Origin of the sequence: Spirillospora sp. NPDC052269, from assembly GCF_040679435.1 — a bacterium.
Lineage (GTDB): Bacteria > Actinomycetota > Actinomycetes > Streptosporangiales > Streptosporangiaceae > Spirillospora.
In genome coordinates this window covers 53,518-73,390 of the sequence record NZ_JBFAUU010000019.1, presented here as the reverse complement: position 1 = coordinate 73,390, position 19,873 = coordinate 53,518, and the positions used below count along the sequence as shown (strand labels likewise).

The following is a 19,873-nucleotide window of genomic DNA, read 5'->3' as shown; positions in this document are numbered from 1 at the left end:
AACGGCGTGCGCCACCCCGCGTGGGACTCCCGCGCCGCCGGCCGCGCCGAGCGCGTCCCTCCCCTCCCCGCCCACCCGTATCCGGTTCGTCCCCCGGGAGCATCTGTTCCATTGGCCAGTACAGACGCCTCGACCACCGCAGGCAGCACCACCGGAAACAGCGCCGGAGGCGGCGCGAGCGGGCCGTCCCTGGTTCCGCAGGGCCCGGCACGGCTCGCCCTGATCGGCGTCACCACCGCCGTCCTCGCGCAGACCTTCCGGTTCGCGCTGCCCCAGCTCAACCACTTCGCCGACGACGCCGGGGCGGCCGTGGCCGCGCCCGTCGTGGTGGCGGTCTTCCTCGCCGGGTTCCTCGCGCCGCTGGTGCGGCGCGTGGCCGGGCCGAGCGGGCTGCTGGCGACCGGCGTCGGGGCGCTGCTGCTGGTGCGGCTGCTCGCCCAGGCGCTCACCCCGCAGACCTGGCTGGCGCTGGTCGGCGTCGCGGTCGGGGCGCTCGCGGTCACCGCCCTCTACGAGGGCGCGCGCGGGCTGTCCGGCGTCGGGTTCGCCACCGCGGCCGTCGCGGGCCTGTCGGTCGACACGGCCGTCCGGGTCGCGTTCGCCACGTGGGACCCTGTGTGGCGGTCCGGGATCGGGCCGTGGCTGGTCTGCCTGGTGTTCGTCGCGCTCGGCGCGCTCGCCCTGTACCGGGAGCTGTCGTCGGGCGCCGTCGAGGCGCCCGGCGTGTCCTGGCGGGACGCCCTGGGCGCGGCCGCGTTCGGGCCGTTCATGGCGCTGCAGGTGCTGGTGCTGTCCAGCCCCGCGTTCGTCGCCTCGTCCGGCTGGAAGTCGCTGACCATCGCGCACGTGATCGTCGTGGTCGGGCAGGGGCTGGCGCTGGCGTTCCTGGCGTCCGGGCTGGCCGTGCGCGCGGTGCCGGGCGGCGTCGCGGTGCTCGGCGGGACGCTGCTGGGCGTCGGCGCGGCCGCGATCGCCGGGACGTACGCGGTGAACGGCATCGAGGTCGTCCCCGTCGTGATCATCGGGCAGGTGCTCGCGGCGTGGCTGCTGGCCGTGGCGTCCCGGGCGCCGCTGCGCCGCGCCGGGCACGGCGGGTCGGTCTGGCGGATCGACGTCGGCGCGGCCCTCGGCGGGCTGCTGGTCGGCGTCATCCTGATCTCCTACCAGGTGAGCGCGCTGCGGCCGCTGCCGTTCCCGAACAACGCGCTGCCCGGCCTGGCCGGGATCCTGCTCGGGGCGCTGGCCGCGATCACCGCCGCGCGCGGCGGGCCGCTGCCCGCGCGCGCCCCGCAGCGGGCCCTGACCGCGGGCGGCGCCGCGCTCGCCCTGCTGCTCGGCACGCTGGTGTTCAGCATGGCCGCGCCGTCCCGGGACGCCAAGGCCGCGCCCGCCGGGGGCCAGGTCAAGCTGGTCAGCTACAACATCCACGACGCGGTCGACCGGCACGGACGGCTCGACCCCGAGGCCGTCGCGCGGACGCTGGAGACCCGGCACGCCGACGTGATCCTGCTCCAGGAGGCGGGCCGCGGCTCGCTGCTGTCCGGCACGACCGACGTGGGCGTGTGGCTGTCCCGGCGGCTCGGCATGAAGCTGCTGTGGGGTCCGGCCGCCGACGGCCAGTTCGGCAACGCGATCCTGACCTCGCTGCCGGTCGAGCGGTCCGGCATCGGCCGGATGCCGCGCGGCGACTGGTCGCAGATCCGCGGGTACGTGTGGGCGAAGCTGAAGGTCGGGTCGTCCACCCTGGACGTGTGGTCCACGCACCTGGAGGACGGCGACGACCAGGGCGGCGAGCGGCTCCGCGAGGTGTCGGCGCTGCTGCGCGCCTGGGGCGGCGGCCCGCGCACGGTGATCGGCGGCGACTTCAACGCCGGGCCGGGCGCGGACGAGATCGACCGGATGAGCGACGGCACCGGGCTGCGCAGCGCGGCGACCGGCGGGGACGCCTCGCCGACGACGTCCGACGGCGAGCGGACCGACTGGATCTTCGGCACCGACGACCTCACCTTCTCCGGCTACCAGGTCGCCCCGGCCGGGTACGGCCACTACCCGGTCGCGGTCACCGTCCGCGTCGGCGGCTGACGGCGGTGACCGGCCCCGTTCCCGCGCCGTCCCGTCCCGTCCCGGCGCGGGGGCGTCCCGGAGCGGGGGACGCGGCGCCGGCCCGGATCGCCGCGCAGGCCGCCCGCGAGCAGCGCCGGGCGGTCGCCGACCACGTGATCGACAATTCCGGGTCGATGGACTCGCTGGACGCCCGGGTCGCCGAGACCTGGGCCGATCTGACCCGCCGCGCCGCCGCGGGCTGAGCACTTTGGAGGGCACGCCGATGCAGGTCGTCTGGGCCACCGGTCAAGGTAGTCCGCAGCGCCGGAACGAGGACTTCGTGGCGGCCGCGCCGGGGGCCGCCGTCGTGCTGGACGGCCGCGGTTTCCCGCTCGGCACCGACCTGGGCTGCGAGCACGGCATCGCCTGGTACTCCCGCTCGCTGGGCACCCGGCTGCTCGCCCGGATCCTGGACGGTCTCGGCGACGCGCCGCAGGCCGGAGCGCCGGTCGGGCCGCCCGAGGGCGCGCACCGGTCCGGGAACCGCCCGCTGGTGGCCCGGCTCGCGGGCGCGATCGCCGACGTCGCGGCGGCCCACCGGGCGACCTGCGACCTGGCGCACCCGTACACGCCCTCCGCGACCGTGATGGCCGTCCGGGTGCGCGGGGACGTGCTCGACTACCTGGTGCTGGCCGATTCGACCCTGCTGCTGGACGGGCCGCGCGGCGTCGAGGCGGTCATCGGCGGCCGGGGCTTCGCCGCCGGGGACCCGTCGGTCGCCGAGCAGGCGATCACCGGGACCGTCCCGCTGGCGGATCTGCGCGGCGTCATGCTGCTGACCGACGGCGCGAGCCGCCTGGCCGACATGTTCCACCACACCGACTGGGCGGGGCTGACGCGGTTCGTCCGGGAGGAGGGCCCGGAGGCGCTCATCGCGCGCACGCGCAAGGTCGAGGCCACCGACCCGGAAGGCGTCCGATGGCCGCGGACCAAGCCGTCCGATGACGCCACGGTCGCTCTGCTGGAGGTACTGGGCGGTATGTGATCCTCCGCGCGCGGTCCGGCGCGGCGGGCCTGCTGGTGGACCTGGTGGTCCACGGGGAGGAGCGGTCGATCCCGGCGGCGATCTCCCGGACGGTGTACCGGATCGTCCAGGAGGCCCTGACCAACGTCCACAAGCACGCGGGCAAGGCCGTACGGGGCGGTCCGGCCGCCGCGGAGGGTGGGCCGGGACTGCCCCGCGCCGTTAGGGTTCCCGTATGAGCACCCTGGAGGTCCGGGTCGACCGGGCCCTGCCCGAGGACGCGGGAGAGATCCTGACCGTCCAGCGCGCCGCCTATGTCGGTGAGGCGCAGCTGTACGGGGATCCGTTCATCCCGCCGCTGGTCGAGTCGGTGGAGCAGGTGCACAAGGCCCTGACCGGCGGCGTGACGGTGCTCAAGGCGGTGCTGGACGACCGGATCATCGGGGTCGTCCGCGCCCAGTTCAGCGACCACACCTGCCTGGTCGGACGGCTCGCCGTGGTCCCCGATCAGCAGGGCCGTGGTGTGGGGCGGCGCCTGATGGACGCGCTGGAGGCGGAGGTCACCGGACGCGCCACCTCGTGCGTCCTGTTCACCGGCCACCTCAGCGAGGCCAACCTGCGGCTCTACCGCAGCCTGGGCTACAGCGAGACGCACCGGGAGCGGGTGGCGGCGCACCTGACGTTCGTCCACATGCGCAAACACCTGGAACCGGCGCCCGCCGCCGACCGCGCCTGACGTCCGCCCGGCAGGACGGGCCTGACGGTCGGGGAGAACGGGCCTGACGGTCGGGCGGGGCGGGCCGGTAGGCTCTGGCGCGTGCTGAAAGTGGGACTCACCGGCGGAATCGGTGCGGGTAAGAGCGAGGTGTCGCGGCGGCTCGCCGAACGCGGCGCCGTGGTGATCGACGCGGACCGGATCGCCCGGGAGGTCGTCGAACCCGGCACGCCCGGCCTGGCCGCCGTGGTCGACGAGTTCGGCCCCGAGGTGCTGACCGCGGACGGCCGGATGGACCGGGAGAAGGTCGGCGGGATCGTGTTCGCCGACCCCGACCGGCTCGCCGCGCTGAACGGGATCGTCCACCCGCTGGTCGGGGAGCGGATGCAGGAGCTCATGGACGTCGCCCCGGACGACGCGATCGTCGTCTACGACGTCCCGCTGCTGGCCGAGAACAACCTCGCCGCGATGTACGACGTGGTGATCGTCGTGGACGCGCCCGTGGAGCTCCAGGTCGAGCGGCTCCTCACGAACCGGGGCATGACCGAGGACGCCGCGCGCGCCCGGATCGCCGCGCAGGCCACCCGCGAGCAGCGCCGGGCGGTCGCCGACCACGTGATCGACAACTCCGGCTCGATGGACGAGCTGGACGCCCGGATCACCGAGATCTGGGCCGACCTGACCCGCCGCGCCGCCACCGCCGTCTGACCCGCCGCCGCCCGAGCCCGCCGTGCGGCGCGGGCCGACCCTTTCGAGGATGTGTCGATGCAGGTCACCTGGGCCACCGATCAGGGCAGTCCGCAGCGCCGGAACGAGGACTTCGTGGTGGCCGCGCCGGGGGCCGCCGTCGTGCTGGACGGCTGCGGCCTGCCGCTCGGCGCGGACCTGGGCTGCGTGCACGGCACCGCCTGGTACGCGCGCTCGCTCGGCACCCGGCTGCTCGCCAGGCTGACCGACGGCCTCGGCGACGCGCCGCAGGCGGGACCGCCGGTCGGGCCGCCCGAGGGCGCGCACGCGCCCGGGCACCGGCCGCTCGTCGCCCGGCTCGCCGGGGCGATCTCCGACGTCGCGGAGTCCCACCGGGCGACCTGCGACCTGGCCCACCCGAACTCGCCCGCCGCGACCGTCCTGGCCGTCCGGGTGCGCGGGGACCTGCTCGACTACCTGGTGCTGGCCGACTCGACGCTGCTGCTGGACGGCATGCGGGGCGTCCAGGAGATCACCGGTGGGCCGGTCTGGGCCTCCACCGACCCGGGCATCGTCGAGGAGGCGATCACCGGGACCGTCCCGCTGGCGGAGCTGTGGAGCGTCCTGCTGCTGACGGACGGCGCGACCCGGCTCGCCGACATGTTCGGCGAGTCCGACTGGGCGGGGCTGGCGCGGATCGTCCGGGAGGAGGGCCCGGAGGCGCTCATCGCGCGCACGCGCGAGGTCGAGGCGACCGACCCGCAGGTCGTCCGGTGGCCGCGGAGCAAGCCGTTTGACGACGCCACGGTCGCGTTGGTGGGCTTCTCGGGCGTTATGTGAATCTCTGGGGGATATCACCTGGAGCATCAGATCCTCCCCTCATGTCGCTATAAGCTCGGCGCATGGACTTGCGGGGGTGGTGGACGACGTCGTGGCCGTCGCGCCGGTCCCGGGTCCTGGACGTCTCGCTGGCGGCCGGCGCGTCCGTCCTGGACGGCGCGATCATGTGGGCGGAGACCTCGAAGTCGTACTGGCTGCCCGGCTACGGCGTCGCCCTGGTCTCCGCGCTCCTGGCGTTCGGGCTGGTCGCGCGCCGGCACTACCCCGTGCAGATCGCCCTGGTCTCCCTGGTCGTGGGGACGGCGGCGGGCGGCGGCCCGATCACGGGGCTGATCGGCCTGTACTCGCTGGGGGCGTACGCCGCGTCCCGCTGGACGGCCATCGCGATCGCCGCGACCAGCTACGCGGTGTTCCTGATCGTCCCGTCGCCGGGCGGCGGGAACGACTCGTCCGCGGCGAACGCCACGTTCGGGCTGCTGTTCACCTCGTTCCCGGTGATCCTCGGCATGTACATGGGGGCGCGCAAGCAGCTGCTGGTGTCCCTGCAGGAACGGGCGTCCCGGCTGGAGCGGGAGCAGCACCTGCTCCTCGAGCGCGCCCGCGCGGAGGAGCGCACCCGGATCGCGCGTGAGATGCACGACGTGGTCGCCAACCGGGTCAGCGTCATGGTCGTCCACGCGGGGGCGCTGCGGGCCGTGGCCGCCCGGGACCCGGAGCGGGCCGCCCAGACCGCGACCGTGATCGGCGACATGGGCCGGCAGGCGCTGGAGGAGCTGCGGCAGGTGATCGGCGTCCTGCGGCAGGGCGAGGGCGAGCTCGCCTCCGCCGATCCCGACCTGGGCGACGTCCGCGACCTGGTCGGGCAGTCGGGCGCGGCCGGGCTCCTGGTGGACCTGGTGGTCTACGGGGAGGAGCGGCCGGTGCCGGCGGCGATCTCCCGGACGGTGTACCGGATCGTCCAGGAGGCCCTGACCAACGTCCACAAGCACGCGGGCGGGGCGTCCACGCGGGTGGACGTGCGGCTCCCGCCGGACGCCGTGGAGGTCTCGGTCGTCAACCGGGCCGCCCCCGAGGGGGCCGCCGGGCACGGCCTGCCCAGCGGCGGGAACGGCCTGATCGGCCTGCGGGAACGGGTCGTGGCGCTCGGCGGCCACTTCGAGGCGGGGCCCAGCCGGGACGGCGGTTTCGCCGTCCGGGCCAGGCTTCCCGTTCCGACCTCCTGACCTGCGGAAATAGTTCGGGGCCGCAGATTGTCGTACCCCCTACGTAGAGTGGGTTGGCCGGGTTCGCTCATGACCCGGCCCAAGGTAGATCTTCGGGGGTAAGGCCAGATGCGACCGGTCACCGACCTGCAGCGCAAGGTAGCGCCGTTCGAGGTCGTCAGCGACATGACGCCGTCCGGCGACCAGCCGCAGGCCATCGCCCAGCTCGAGACGCGGGTCGGGCGCGGCGACAAGGACACGGTGCTGCTCGGCGCGACCGGCACCGGCAAGACCGCCACGGTCGCCTGGCTGGTGGAGAAGCTCCAGCGGCCCATCCTGGTCATGCAGCCGAACAAGACGCTCGCCGCCCAGTTCGCCAACGAGCTGCGCGAGATGATGCCGCACAACGCGGTCGAGTACTTCGTCTCGTACTACGACTACTACCAGCCCGAGGCGTACATCCCGCAGACCGACACCTACATCGAGAAGGACTCCTCGATCAACGACGAGGTGGACCGGCTGCGGCACTCGGCCACCAACTCGCTGCTGACCCGCCGCGACACCGTCGTGGTCGCGTCGGTGTCCTGCATCTACGGCCTCGGCACGCCCCAGGAGTACGTCGACCGCATGGTCCGGCTCCGCGTCGGCCAGCAGATCGAGCGGGACGACCTGCTCCGCCGCCTGGTCGAGATGCAGTACAGCCGCAACGACCTGTCGTTCACCCGCGGCACCTTCCGGGTCCGCGGCGACACGGTCGAGATCATCCCGCAGTACGAGGAGCTCGCCGTCCGGATCGAGATGTTCGGCGACGAGATCGAGAAGCTCGCCACCCTGCACCCCCTGACCGGCGAGGTCCTCACCGAGGACGAGGAGATCTACGTCTTCCCCGCCTCGCACTACGTCGCCGGGCCCGAGCGCATGGAGCGGGCGATCGGCGCCATCGAGGCCGAACTCGAGACGACGCTCGCCGACATGGAGCGGCGCGGCAAGATGCTCGAGGCGCAGCGGCTGCGCATGCGCACCACCTACGACATCGAGATGATGCGGCAGGTCGGCACCTGCTCGGGCATCGAGAACTACTCGCGGCACATCGACGGCCGTGAGCAGGGCACGGCCCCCAACACCCTGATCGACTTCTTCCCGGAGGACTTCCTCCTGGTCATCGACGAGTCGCACCAGACCGTCCCGCAGATCGGCGCGATGTACGAGGGCGACGCGTCCCGCAAGCGAATGCTGGTCGAGCACGGCTTCCGGCTGCCGTCGGCGATGGACAACCGGCCGCTGAAGTGGGAGGAGTTCCTCGAGCGCATCGACCAGACCGTCTACCTGTCGGCGACCCCCGGCCCCTACGAGCTGGGCCGCTCCAAGGGCGACGTCGTCGAGCAGGTCATCCGGCCGACCGGGCTGGTCGACCCCGAGGTGATCGTCAAGCCCACCCAGGGCCAGATCGACGACCTGGTGCACGAGATCCGGGTGCGCACCGAGAAGGACGAGCGCGTCCTGGTCACCACCCTCACCAAGAAGATGGCCGAGGATCTCACCGACTACCTGCTCGAACTCGGCGTCCAGGTCCGCTACCTGCACAGCGAGGTCGACACCCTGCGCCGCATCGAGCTGCTGCGCGAGCTGCGCGCGGGCGAGTTCGACGTCCTGGTCGGCATCAACCTGCTGCGCGAGGGCCTCGACCTGCCCGAGGTGTCGCTGGTGGCCATCCTGGACGCCGACAAGGAGGGCTTCCTGCGCTCCGAGACGTCACTGATCCAGACCATCGGACGCGCCGCCCGCAACGTGTCCGGCCAGGTGCACATGTACGCCGACCGGGTGACGCCGTCCATGGAGCGGGCCATCGAGGAGACCAACCGGCGCCGCGCCAAGCAGGAGGCGTACAACACCGAGCACGGCATCGAGCCGACGGCGCTCCGCAAGAAGATCGCCGACATCCTCGACTCGCTCGCCCGCGAGGACGCCGACACCGAGACCCTGATCGGCGGCGCGGGCCGCCAGCAGTCCCGCGGCAAGGCCCCCGTCCCCGGCCTGGCGTCCCGCCGCGAGGCCGGCCGCCACGCCGCCGACCTGGTCGGCGAGCGTCCGCGCGAGGAGCTGGAGTCGCTCATCGAGCAGATGACCGAGCAGATGCACCAGGCCGCGACCGACCTCCAGTTCGAGCTCGCCGCCCGCCTCCGCGACGAGATCAAGGAGCTCAAGCGCGAACTCCGCGAGATGAAGGAGGCCGGCGTCAAGTAACCCGCGGCCGTGGGCGGGAGGCACACGGCAGTGCGCCCGCTCGCCGCCGCCCGAAGCGGCGCTGGGCGGCGGAGCAGGCGGGGCGGCGGTGTCGGCGTTCGGGAGTCGTCCGTTGTTCGGCGGTAGCGTGGCGGGATGTCGTTCGTGTCGCCGCCCTCCGGGATGTCGTCTTCGTCCTCCGGGGCGTCACCGTCGCCGTATCCGCTGGAGGAGCGGGTGCCGGGGTGCCTGGTCGGCGGGGCGGTCGGGACGGCGCTGGGGATGCCCGTCGAGGGGGTCTCGCTGGACGGGATCCGGCGGCGGTACGGGCCGTCCGGGCTGACGGACCTCGTGGACGGGCGGGCGCCCGCCGGGGCGATCTCCGGGGACGCGCAGCTGATGATGCTGACCGCGTACGGGCTGGTGCAGGCGTCGGTGCGGGCCAGGAGCCGCGGCATCGGCGGCGCGGCGCTCGGGCTGCTGCAGGTGGCGTACCTGGAGTGGCTGAAGGGGCAGGGCGAGACCGTCCCGGATCAGGGCGGACTGGCAGGTGGCTGGCTGCTGTCGGTTCCCGCGGTCACCGCACGGCGGAGCCCCGGGCGGACGCTGGTGTCGGCGCTGCACAAGGCCGCCGAACGGCGCGATCCGGGCCGGCCGCTCGGCACGGTGGACGAGCCGATCAACGACTCCAAGGGCTGCGGCGGCGTGACCCGTACCGCGCCCTGCGGTTTCTCCCCGGTCAGCGCGCGGTACGCGTTCAAGCTGGGCCGGGACGCGGCGGCGCTCACCCACGGACATCCCAGCGGGCACCTGCCGGGCGGTGTGCTCGCCGCGACCGTCTGGGGGCTCGTCCACGGGCGGTCGCTCCCGGACGCCCTGGCCGTCGCGCGCGGCGAACTGGCGAACCATCCCGGGCACGAGGAGACCGCGCGGGCCCTCGACGTCGCGACGGCGCTGGTCGGGGAAGGGGAGCCGACGCCGGAGCGGGCCGAGTCGCTCGGCCGGGGCTGGATGGGCGAGGAGGCCCTCGCGATCGGCGTGTACGCGGCGCTCGCCGCCGAACGCCATGCCCGCACGGACGGCCCCGGCGGCGTCGCGGCGCTCGGCGGGCTCGGCCTGCTGATCGCGGTCAACCACTCCGGTGACAGTGACTCCACGGGCCTGATCTGCGGCAACCTGCTCGGCGCGGCGCACGGGTCCGAGGCGTTCCCGCGTCCGTGGCGTGACCGGCTGGAGGTCGCGGACGCGGTCACCCGCCTCGCCGCCGACTGCTTCCTGGAGTTCGGTCCGAACCCGCCCGCCGATCCCGGCGGCTGGGGCGGTCCGCCCATGTCCTGGATGTCCCGCTACTTCGCGAGCTGAGCCCGGCGGCCCCCCGCAGGCGGACGGCGCAGGTCGGGGGGCGGCGCTGCTGTTCTACGCGACGGCGCTGCAGCGGGGGGCGGTCGGATGTGGGCGGGGAGGGGTGGTTCGGGCGGGCTGATGGTGCGTCCGGCGTGGAACGGCGGGTTTGGGCGCTTACGATCGATGGGTGAGCACTGACCCCTTTGAGATCCGTCCGGCCTCGCCGGCCGACCTGGACCTGCTGCCCCCGATCGAGAACTCCGCCGACCGGATGTTCGGCGCGGTCGGCATCGAGTTCCCGCCCGGGCCGACCGTGGTGGAGCAGATGATCGGCCGCGACGCGGAGATCCTGGTGGCGGGGGATCCGCCGGCGGGGTACGCGGTGCTCTCCCCGCTGGACGGCGCGATCCACCTCGACCAGATCTCGATGCACGCCGACCTCGCCGGGCAGGGCATCGGCACGCGGCTCCTCCTGGCCGTCCTGGACCACGCGGCGGCGGCCGGATCGCCCGGCGTCAGCCTGCTCACCTTCCGCGACATCGCCTGGAACGGGCCCTGGTACTCGCGGCACGGGTTCTCCGTCCTGCCCGAGGAGCGCTGGACGCCCGGCCTCCGCAGGCACTGGGACGCCGAGGTCGCCGCGGGACTGCACCGCCTCGGCCCGCGCGTGGTCATGTGGGCCCCGACCTCCTGACCTCCGCGGTCTCGGAGGGGGGCGGCCGGTGGTGCCGCGTCCGGCGGGGCCCCGGTCCAGCGGCGGCGTTGATCGGGCGTTGACGGGGCGATGATCCGTCCGGGTCATGCTTCGATCCCGTGAACGGGGAGCGATGGCGCTTCACCGTGCTCGGACCGCCTCGGGTCTGGCGCGGGGAGCGAGAACTGGAAACGGGGTCGCCGCAGCAGCGCGCGCTGCTGGCGGCGGTCCTGCTGCGTCGTGGTCGGGGGATGGCGGTCGAGGACCTGGTCGCCGCGTTGTGGGAAGGCGATCCGCCTGCTCGTGCGGTCGGGGCCGTCCGCACGTACGCGTCCCGGCTGCGCCGGGTGCTGGAACGCGACCGGGGACGGCCCGAGGTGCTGGTGTCGGTCGGCACGGGATACGCGCTGCGGGCGCCGGACGCGGAGGTGGACGCCTTCGTCTTCGAGGAACGCATCGCCGCCGCGGAGAAGGCGCGGGCGTCGGGGGATCCGGTCGCGGCCCGGCGGCTGCTGCTCGAGGCCGACGGGCTCTGGGGCGGGGCGCCGCTGGCGGGGTTGCCCGGTCCCTATGCCGAGCAGCAGCGGTCCCGGCTCGCCGACCTGCGGTTCCGTGCGGTGCGGAGGCGGCTGGAGCTCGATCTCGATCTCGATCTCGGACGCCATGCGCAGGCGGTCGGCGAGCTGACCCTCCTGGCGCACGAGCACCCGTGGGACGAGGCGGTGCACGGCCTGCTGATGCTGGCGCTCCAGCGCAACGGGCGGCGGGCGGAGGCCCTGGACGTGTTCGCCAGGGCGCGGCGTGTTCTGGCGGACGACCTGGGCGCGACGCCGGGTCCGGAGCTGTGCGACCTGCACCGCCGGATCCTCGCCGCCGACCCGTCGCCGCATGCCGTCGATGCGGCGATCCCTACCGCTGAGCCGCTGGTTCAGGCCGTCCAAGACCTGCCGGACGAGGCTGCGGACTTCACCGGGCGGCGTGGGCTGGTCGGCCGGTTGCGTGCTTTGCTGACCTCGGCGGAGCGGGGGGCTGCCGGCGGGGGCCGGGCGCCGGTGGTCGTGGCGGTGACCGGGCCGGGCGGTGTGGGGAAGACGACCCTGGCCGTCCATGTGGCGCACGGTGTCGGTGAGCGTTTTCCCGACGGGCGGCTGTACGCCGATCTGCGCGGGACGGGCGGCCGTCCTGCCGACCCGGGGGTGGTGCTGGGCGGCTTCCTCGAGGCGCTCGGTGTGCCCGGCGCGGCGATTCCGGAGGGGGCCGTCGAGAGGGCGGCGTTGTACCGGTCGCGGCTGGCGGACCGGCGTGTCCTGGTCGTCCTCGATGACGCTCGCGACCTCACCCAGGTTCGTCCGCTGCTGCCCGCCGGTGCGGGCTGCGCCGTCCTGGTCACCGCTCGGGCGAAGTTGAGCGAGCTGCCCATGGACGAGCGGGTCGACATGGAGGGGTTCGAGAGCGGCGAGGCCCTCGAACTCCTCGCCCGGGTCGCGGGTGCGGAACGGGTGGCCGCGGAGCCCGGCGCGGCGCTGGACGCCGTCCGGTTCTGCGGGGGGCTTCCGCTCGCGGTGCGGATCGTCGGGGCCCGGCTGGCCGGACGGCCGGACGTGAGCATCGGTGAGGTGGCCGCTGCGCTGTCGGACGATCGGGGGCGGCTCGCCGGGCTCTCCCTGGGCGGGCAGGCCGTGGAGGAGGCGTTCCGGCGCGGCTACGACCTGCTGGACGGCGACCAGGCGCGGGCGTTCCGCCTGCTCGCCCTGCCCGGGGCCGGCCCGGTCTCGCGGGAGGTCGCCGCGGCGCTCCTCGGGACGGACGCCGATCAGGCCGAGGACCTGGCCGAGGGGCTCGTCGATCTCGGCATGCTGGACACCCCCGCGCCCGGCCGCTACCGGTACCACGACCTGCTCCGGTTGTTCGCGCGCGGGCTTGCCGAGCGGATCGACGGCGGGGCCGAGGTGCGTGCCGCGCTGGTGAGGGCCCTCGACGTCCCGCCTGAGGCGCGGGAGGACGTCCTGGCGCCGGTGGGGCTCGGCGAGGCGCCGTCCCGGCGGGACGTCCTGGAGGGGGTGCGGGGCGGTGAGCCGACGCTCCGGAGGCCGACCGGTCCGGCCGCACCCGGCCTCGCCTTGGCGGGGACCCGCCCGTTCGGGGGCGTCCGGCGGGATCGTCGGTCTGCTCGGTCTCGTCCGGTGGATCACCGGTGATCTGGAGGGGACGCCGGCGGTAGCCGCCGGTTCGCTTCCCGAGTCGGGGTGTCGCCGGGGGCCGCGATGACGTGCGGGGCGAGGCGCCGCCGGTCGGCCGGGGCCTGTGCGGTTTCGCAAATGTCATCGCCTGTCTAGAATCCGCCCGACGGGGGCAACAGGCGATGACGCCTGTCGGGGGCGGAGGCGCGGCATGGCGGGCGGCGCAGCGCGCGCACGGACGGATGTGCGGATCGGTCTGCTCGGGCCCGTCACCGTGACCCGGGTTCGCGGTGGTGTCGTGGAGACCGTCCCGCCCGGTGGTCCCGGCGTCCAGACGGTTCTGGGCGCGCTGGCGATGCGCGCCGGGGCGACGGTGTCGCTGGACGAGCTGGTCGCGGGGCTCTATCCCGGGGATCCGCCGCCGTCGGCGCGCGAGGTGATCGCCAACTGCGTGTACCGGCTGCGCGCCGTCCTCGAACCCGACCGGCGGAGGGGGCGGGGCGGCGGCCTGGGAGCGCCCTCGCTGATCGTCACCGGCGGCTCCGGGGGGTACCGCCTCGCGCTGTCCCCGGCCGAGGTGGACGCGCTCGAGTTCACCGCTCTGGCCGCCGAGGCCCACACTCCGGGACGCGCTCCCGCCGAGGCGCTGGCCGTCGTCGAGCGGGCGCTCGGCCTGTGGCGCGGACCGACCGCGCTGAGCGGCCTGGACGCGCCGCTCGCCACGGCCCACCGGGACGCCCTGGCCGAGGCGCGCACCGGTCTGCGCGAACTCCACGGGGAGCTGATGCTCGCCGTCGACCGGCACACGGAACTGATCCCCGTCGTGTCGGCCGAGGTGGCCGCTCATCCGTTCAGGGAACGCCTGCACGCGGTGTTGATGCTGGCCTTGTACCGTTCGGGCCGGACCGCGGATGCCTTGGCCGCCTATGCGCACGCGCGTCGTCTCCTGGCCGATGAGCTGGGTGTCGAACCCGGACGGCGGTTGCGGGACCTGCACGCCGCGATCCTGTCGGGCGACGCCGCCGTTCTCGCGCCTCACGAGGGTGTTTCCGGGGAGGCGTCCGCGAAGACCCTCGTCCGGCCCTCGGCGGACGAGCCGCGCCGGACGGTCGCGGAACCCCAGGTCAGCCGGGTTCCCATGCAGGTGCCGGCCGCGCCCGCCGACTTCACCGGCCGGTCCGGCGAGGTCGCGGAGGCGTCGGACGCGCTCACGGCGGGCGGTGGGGTCGTCATCAGCGGCATGGGCGGCATCGGCAAGACGTCCCTGGCCCTGCACGCCGCCCATGCCGCAGTGCAGTCCGGGCCGGATGCGCCGCCGCGTTTCCCGGGCGGGATGCTCTACGCCTCCTTGCGCGAGGTCGACGGCCCGGTGGACCCGGGAACGGTGCTGGACGGGTGGCTGTCGGCGCTTGGCGTCCCCGCCGACCGCCTGCCCACCGGCGTCCCGGAACGGCTGACGCTGCTGCGGTCCGTGCTCGCCGACCGGGCGGTCCTGGTCGTCCTGGACGACGCGGCGGGCGACGAGCAGGTCGCGCCGCTGCTGCCCGCCACGCCCGGGTCCGCCTGGATCGCCACCTCGCGCGGGCCCCTGCCGTCCGCCCCGGCGGCCGTCCGGATCCGGCTCGGGGAGCTCTCCGCGGACGAGTCCGCGGAGCTGGTGACGACGATCATCGGACGGGGCCGCGCCGAGGAGCAGCCCGACCAGGTGGCGGCGCTGGCCTCGCTGTGCGGCCACCTGCCCCTCGCGCTGCGGATCGCGGCCGCCCGGCTCGCCGGCAGGCCCGCCTGGCCGGTCTCCTCGATGGTGGACCGGCTCGCCGACACCACCCGGCTCATGGGCGAGCTGAAGGCGGGCGACCTCGCCGTCACCGGCGCGCTGGAGGCGTCGTTCGCGCAGCTGACCGTCCACCAGGCCAAGGCGCTGGTGACGCTGGCGGCGGTCGACCCCACCGGCTGGCGCGTCCCGTCGGCGGCGGCCGTCCTCGGCCTGCCGGAGGCCGACGCCGGACGGCTGCTCGGGGAGCTGGTGGACGCCGCCCTGATGCAGCCCCGCGAGTCGGGCCGCTACGGCATTCACGAGCTAGTCGCCGTCCACGCGCGGGACAAGGCGCGGGAGCTGCTGAGCGAGGCCGAGCTGACCGCGGCGGTCACCAATGCCCTGGACCTGCTGGGCGCGATGATGCTCGGGGCCCTGGTGTCGGTGCGGCCGGACATCGTGCGGGTGGTCGCGCCCGTCCTGCGCTGCGCCGCACGTCCGGGCGTGACGCTGGGTTCGGACGACGAGGCCGCGGCGGCCTGGGTCCAGCGGCATCAGGGGGTGGTGATCTCGTTGGCGCGGCGGGCCGCGGCGACCGGCGACCTCCGCGTGATCCGCCTCGCGCTGGACTTCCTGGTGCTCCTGCCGACCCTGGACGACCATCTGAGCCTCAGGCCGTTCGCCGAGGCCACCGACGCGCTCCACCGGACGTCCGTGGACCTGTTCCACCGGCACGGCGACACGGTCGTGGACGGCGTCGGCGTGGACGGCGTCGGCATGGCCGGGTGCGCCGCGCAGGCCGCCTACATCGCCGGGGTGACGCACCTGTCCTCCGGGGAGTTCGGCCGCGCCCGCGCCCTCCTGGACGAGTCGCTCGCACTGTACGGCCTGGACCCCGATGGCGACCGTCCCACCGACTTCGACGGGGACGCGGGCGGGCATCGGCACGTCCTCAGCCTGTTCTGCCTCCACTACGGCGCGCTGACGCGCAGGGAGACCGGCGACCACGCGGGCGCCCGGGCGATGTTCCGCCGCGCCGTCGCCCTCGTCGGCGAACTGGACGGCGAGGCCCGTCCCGACTCGCTGCTGGCGCTGGGCGGGCACCTGCACGAGCTGGTCGTGGACGCGGCGGACCCCGCGCGGTCCGTCCCGTCCGAGCGGCTGATCGAACGGGCCCGGCACTTCGCCGGAGTCTTCCGGACCGCCGACCCGCGCCTGTCGGCCATCGCGGCGATGACCGAGGCGGACCTGCTGTGCCGGAGCGGCGACCTCCCGGCGGGGATCGCCGCCTACGGCGGGGTGCTCGAACGCGCCGGGGAGCGCGGCATGCTGTCCCTCTCCATTCCCGTCCGCTACCGCCTCGCCGGGGCACTGACGGCCGGCGGACGGCACGAGGCGGCGGTCCAGGAGGCGCGTCGTGCCTGGCAGGACGCGTCCGCGTCCGGCCAGCCGCACCACGCGGCCCGGGCCCGGTTCGCGTACGGCAGGGCCCTGGAGGCGGCGGGCTCGGCCGAGGCCTACGACCATCTGGCCGAGGCGCGGCGGCGGCTCGCCGCCCTCGGCATCGACCCCGGGGGCGACACCGCCGGCCGTGAGGGAGGACGACAGTGACCACCGGTGGGAATCCCGAGGTCTCCGGGGACGCGGCGCCGCCGGCTCCACCGGCCGTCTCCGTCGGGCTGCTGGGCGGGGCCGAACTCGCCGTCGACGGCCGGACGGTCGCGCCCGGGTCTCCGGGGCAGACGGCGATCCTGGCGATGCTGGCGCTCTCGCCCGGCGCGTTCGTCCCCGTCCAGACGATCGTCGACGGCCTCTACGGCCACGAGCTGCCCGAAGGCCCGCAGCGGGTCGTCGCCAGCCACGTCTACCGGCTGCGGAAGTCCCTCCAGCCGAAGCGGGGCAAGGGGGAGCCGTCGCTCCTCGAGCACCGTCCGCGCACGGGCTACCGCCTGCTCGCCGAACGCGCCGGCGTCGACGCCCTGGCGTTCGCCGACGCCGTCTCCGCCGCGAACACCTCGGCCGGCGCCGATCCCTCGAAGGCGGCGCGGATCCTCTCCGAGGCGCTCTCCCTTTGGCGGGGCGAGGCGCTGGAGGGCATCCCGGGCCCGTTCGCCGAGACCGCTCGCGGATCGCTGGCCGCGCAGCGCGAAGCGGCCGCCGCGCGGCACCTCGAACTGCTCGTCGTGGCCGGACGCGACGACGAGGCCATCCCCGGGCTGGTCCGCGCGCTGGACCACGACCCGCACCAGGAACGGCTGGTCGCGGCGCTGATGTCGGCCTACCACCGCCTCGGACGGACGGCCGACGCGCTCGCCGCGTACGGCCGGGCCCGGCACGCCCTCGCCGAGGATCTTGGCCTCGAACCGGGTCCGGCCCTGCGCGAGCGCCACGCGCAGATCCTCGCGGACGCCTCGGACCCGTCGTCCGCCCACCTGACCACGACCGTCGGCGGCCGCTCCGAGACCGATTCCGATGACGCGGCCGTCGTAGGCGAGGGGGAGATGTCCGCTGAGGCCCGGCAGGTGGTCTGCGCGGATCTGCCCGCCGTCCTGCCCGACTTCACCGGACGTCGGCGCGAGACGGCCGACATCGTGGCCGCGCTCAGCGAGGATCCGGCGCGCCCCGTCGTCATCAACGGCATGGGAGGGGTCGGCAAGACGAGCCTGGCCATCAGGGCCGCGCACGAGGTCAAGCACCTGTTCCCGGGCGGCCAGCTCTACATCGACCTGCGCGGAGCCGACGGCCCCCCGGTCGAGCCGGGGGAGGCGCTCGACCAGTTCCTGCGGCGGCTCGGCGTGGCGGAGGGCGACATCCCCAACTCCCTCGCCAACCGGGCCGCCCTCTACCGGACGCTCCTCGCCGGGCGGCCGATGCTGGTGCTGCTCGACAACGTCCGCGACCATGCCCACGTCCAGGCGCTCCTCCCCGGGACGCCGCACTGCGCGACCCTGCTGACCGGCCGCGCGCTGCTGCCCGAGCTGGCGGGCGCGCACCGGATCGGCCTGGACGTCCTGGACGAGGACGACGCGGTGGACCTGCTCACCAGGATCATCGGCGCCGAGCGCGCCCGGGCCGAGCCGGAGCCCGTGCGGGAGCTGGCCGCGCTCTGCGGGCAGCTCCCGCTCGCGGTGCGCGTCGTCGCGTCCCGCCTGGCGACCCGTCCGGGCTGGACCGTCGCGTCGCTCGCCGGACGCCTGGACGACGAGCACCACCGGCTGCGGCGGCTCAGGACCGGCGACCTCGACGTCCGGGCCACCTTCGAGCTGAGCTACCGGCAGCTTCCGCCCGAGCAGGCCCGGGCGGTGCGGCTGCTGGCCGCGGTCGCCCCGCAGCCCGTGTCGTCCGCCGTCGCCGCCGCCGTGCTGGACCGGCCGCCGCTCGAGGCGGAGGACCTGTGCGAGGCGCTGGTCGACGTCGGCCTGATGACCTCGACGGGGGAGTGGGAGTACCGCTTCCACGACCTGCTCCGGCTGTACGGCAGGGAGCTGGCCGGGGAGGCGGAGCCGATCCCCGCGCTGCTGCGGCTGCTGGAGTTCTACCTGGTCACCCTGCGCAACACCCATCCGGTCATCTCGCCGTCGGAGCGCCTGCCCCGGCGCGTGACGCCGACGTCGGCGGCGGGACGGGAGTTCGCCGACCGGCGGCGGGCCGTGGTCTGGTTCCACGAGGCGCAGGACGACGTCTTCGACGCGATCGAGCGGGCCTCCCGCGAGCCCGGGATCCCGATCGCGCTGCCCGCCGACGTGCTGATGGCGATCACCCCGCTGGCGTTCAACGACGTCCGCACCGACCGGCTGGAGGGCAGCGCGCGCGTGCTGGGCCGGGCGGCGGCGGAGCGCGGCGATCCCGCCGCCGAGGGGCGGGCGCTGTTCCTGGAGGGCGGCGCGGTGAGCCGCCGGTTCATGGTCGACGAGGCGCTGCCCCTGACCGGGCGCGCCGTCGACCTGCTCCGCGGGATCGGGGACGACGGGATGCTCCCCTACGTGCTCAACCATCTCGGCGGCGAGCGGCTCACCGAGCGGGACTTCCCCGGGGCGCTCGTGGCGCTGGACGAGGCCGTCCGGATCAGCAGGTCGACCGCGAACCCCGCCTGCGAGTCGTTCGCCCTCGCGCTGCGCGGGGTCGCCCAGCTGGCCAACGGCCGTCCCGCGGAGGCGACCGCGGACGGCGAGAGGGCCCTGGCGCTCGCCCACGAGATCAACGACCTGGGAGCCCGGGCGCGGGCCCTGCTCTACCTGGGCAACGTCCAGCTGTGGACGGGCCGTCCGGACGAGGCCCTCGCCGGGTTCCACGAGAGCGTGCGGATCCTGCGGGTGATCGGCGGCCGCTACTGGGAGTCCCTCGCGCTGAGCTGGCTCGCGCGGGCGTACAACCATGCGGGCGACTTCGAGGCGGCGCGCGAGCACGCGCAGGACGGCTGCGCGGTCGCGTCCAGCGAAGGGGACGACTACTTCCACGCCCGCGGACTGACGCAGCTCGGCTGGGCGCTCCGCGAACTCGGCGAGACCGACCGGGCCAGGACCCACCTCTCGAAAGCCCACCGCATCTTCACCGCCCTGAGGCTCCCCGACGTGTCCGACGTAGCCGCCCTGCTCGAACCCCTGGGAGGCCCCGACGGCGCGTGCGGCTCGGTTCCGGGCGTCCGGAACCGAGCCGCAGCGGATGAGGTGGGTCAGGCCTGATCGGCCGTCACCGTGACGACGGCGTTGTTGCCCGACCCGCCCCAGAAACCGCAGCGGATGCCGCTGGACGAATCGTCGCAGTCATAGCTGTTGGATCCGACGTAGGGGTTGTTCCAATGGATGCGCAGCACCTTGTTCTCACACCCCCCGAAGAGGTTGTAGCGGACCCGGCCCTCGGTGCCGGTCATGAACCCGTCCGACTCCGACATCCAGTGCCCGCCGCCTCCGGGGGAGATGGAGTAGAGCGGGTAGACGGTCCAGATCCCGTGGTCCAGGTCGGCGTTCGCCAGGCGCAGCTCGCACCCGGTGTTGTTGGTGAACCAGATCTCCGTGCTCCGGGCGGCCGACGCGCTGACCGAGCCGTCGCGGGTCGCCGCCCCGCCGGTCGTGCCGTCGCGGGTCGCCGCTCCGGCCTGCTGCGCGAACCCCGCCCCCAGCAGCGCGACGGCCGCGGCGACCGTGATCCCCGCTCGAGCCCTCATC

At 74.8% G+C, this 19,873-nt stretch carries 15 protein-coding genes; 14 read left to right on the top strand and 1 reads right to left on the bottom strand.

The window, feature by feature from the left end:
- Positions 1–111: 111 nt before the first annotated feature.
- From AB0L06_RS34130 to AB0L06_RS34065, 14 genes are all read left to right on the top strand, one after another.
- Positions 112–2,082 (top strand): endonuclease/exonuclease/phosphatase family protein, encoded by a 1,971-nt coding sequence (locus AB0L06_RS34130; RefSeq protein WP_500235288.1) that lies wholly within the window; start codon positions 112–114, stop codon positions 2,080–2,082.
- A 5-nt stretch (positions 2,083–2,087) separates the two neighbouring features.
- On the top strand, positions 2,088–2,306 hold the full coding sequence (locus AB0L06_RS34125) for a hypothetical protein (RefSeq protein ID WP_500235287.1): 219 nt from the start codon (positions 2,088–2,090) through the stop codon (positions 2,304–2,306).
- 20 nt (positions 2,307–2,326) lie between these two features.
- Positions 2,327–3,088 carry an integrase gene (locus AB0L06_RS34120; protein ID WP_500235286.1) on the top strand — a complete coding sequence of 254 codons (762 nt, stop codon included), beginning with the start codon at positions 2,327–2,329 and terminating at the stop codon, positions 3,086–3,088.
- The gene (locus AB0L06_RS34115) at positions 3,085–3,306 is read left to right on the top strand and encodes a hypothetical protein (RefSeq protein WP_500235285.1); all 222 of its coding nucleotides are present in this window, start codon (positions 3,085–3,087) and stop codon (positions 3,304–3,306) included. The genes AB0L06_RS34120 and AB0L06_RS34115 overlap by 4 nt, the downstream gene beginning before the upstream one ends.
- Positions 3,303–3,803, top strand: coding sequence for a GNAT family N-acetyltransferase (locus tag AB0L06_RS34110; protein WP_500235284.1), 501 nt, complete (start codon positions 3,303–3,305; stop codon positions 3,801–3,803). Before AB0L06_RS34115 ends, AB0L06_RS34110 begins: the two co-directional genes overlap by 4 nt.
- Before the next feature lie 81 nt (positions 3,804–3,884).
- On the top strand, positions 3,885–4,490 hold the full coding sequence (gene coaE / locus AB0L06_RS34105) for a dephospho-CoA kinase (protein ID WP_500235283.1): 606 nt from the start codon (positions 3,885–3,887) through the stop codon (positions 4,488–4,490).
- A gap of 57 nt (positions 4,491–4,547) precedes the next feature.
- On the top strand, positions 4,548–5,309 hold the full coding sequence (locus AB0L06_RS34100; RefSeq protein WP_500235282.1) for a PP2C family serine/threonine-protein phosphatase: 762 nt from the start codon (positions 4,548–4,550) through the stop codon (positions 5,307–5,309).
- 62 nt (positions 5,310–5,371) lie between these two features.
- Positions 5,372–6,532: a sensor histidine kinase gene (locus tag AB0L06_RS34095; RefSeq protein ID WP_500235281.1), complete on the top strand. Its 1,161-nt coding sequence runs from the start codon at positions 5,372–5,374 to the stop codon at positions 6,530–6,532.
- A gap of 108 nt (positions 6,533–6,640) precedes the next feature.
- On the top strand, positions 6,641–8,755 hold the full coding sequence (gene uvrB / locus AB0L06_RS34090) for an excinuclease ABC subunit UvrB (RefSeq protein WP_500235280.1): 2,115 nt from the start codon (positions 6,641–6,643) through the stop codon (positions 8,753–8,755).
- Positions 8,756–8,890: 135 nt separating this feature from the next.
- Positions 8,891–10,096: an ADP-ribosylglycohydrolase family protein gene (locus AB0L06_RS34085; RefSeq protein WP_500235279.1), complete on the top strand. Its 1,206-nt coding sequence runs from the start codon at positions 8,891–8,893 to the stop codon at positions 10,094–10,096.
- A 169-nt stretch (positions 10,097–10,265) separates the two neighbouring features.
- Positions 10,266–10,772 (top strand): GNAT family N-acetyltransferase, encoded by a 507-nt coding sequence (locus AB0L06_RS34080; RefSeq protein ID WP_500235278.1) that lies wholly within the window; start codon positions 10,266–10,268, stop codon positions 10,770–10,772.
- 119 nt (positions 10,773–10,891) lie between these two features.
- Positions 10,892–12,970, top strand: coding sequence for an AfsR/SARP family transcriptional regulator (locus AB0L06_RS34075; RefSeq protein ID WP_500235277.1), 2,079 nt, complete (start codon positions 10,892–10,894; stop codon positions 12,968–12,970).
- Positions 12,971–13,163: 193 nt separating this feature from the next.
- A complete protein-coding gene (locus AB0L06_RS34070; RefSeq protein ID WP_500235276.1) occupies positions 13,164–16,319 on the top strand; it encodes an AfsR/SARP family transcriptional regulator in 3,156 nt (1,051 codons plus the stop codon).
- Complete coding sequence (locus AB0L06_RS34065) at positions 16,316–19,390, top strand: AfsR/SARP family transcriptional regulator (RefSeq protein ID WP_500235275.1); 3,075 nt, start codon at positions 16,316–16,318, stop codon at positions 19,388–19,390. Before AB0L06_RS34070 ends, AB0L06_RS34065 begins: the two co-directional genes overlap by 4 nt.
- Here AB0L06_RS34065 and AB0L06_RS34060 read toward each other — a convergent pair.
- A complete protein-coding gene (locus tag AB0L06_RS34060) occupies positions 19,381–19,872 on the bottom strand; it encodes an aegerolysin family protein (protein ID WP_500235274.1) in 492 nt (163 codons plus the stop codon). The two genes, AB0L06_RS34065 and AB0L06_RS34060, sit on opposite strands and share 10 nt — an antisense overlap.
- Position 19,873 lies beyond the last annotated feature (1 nt).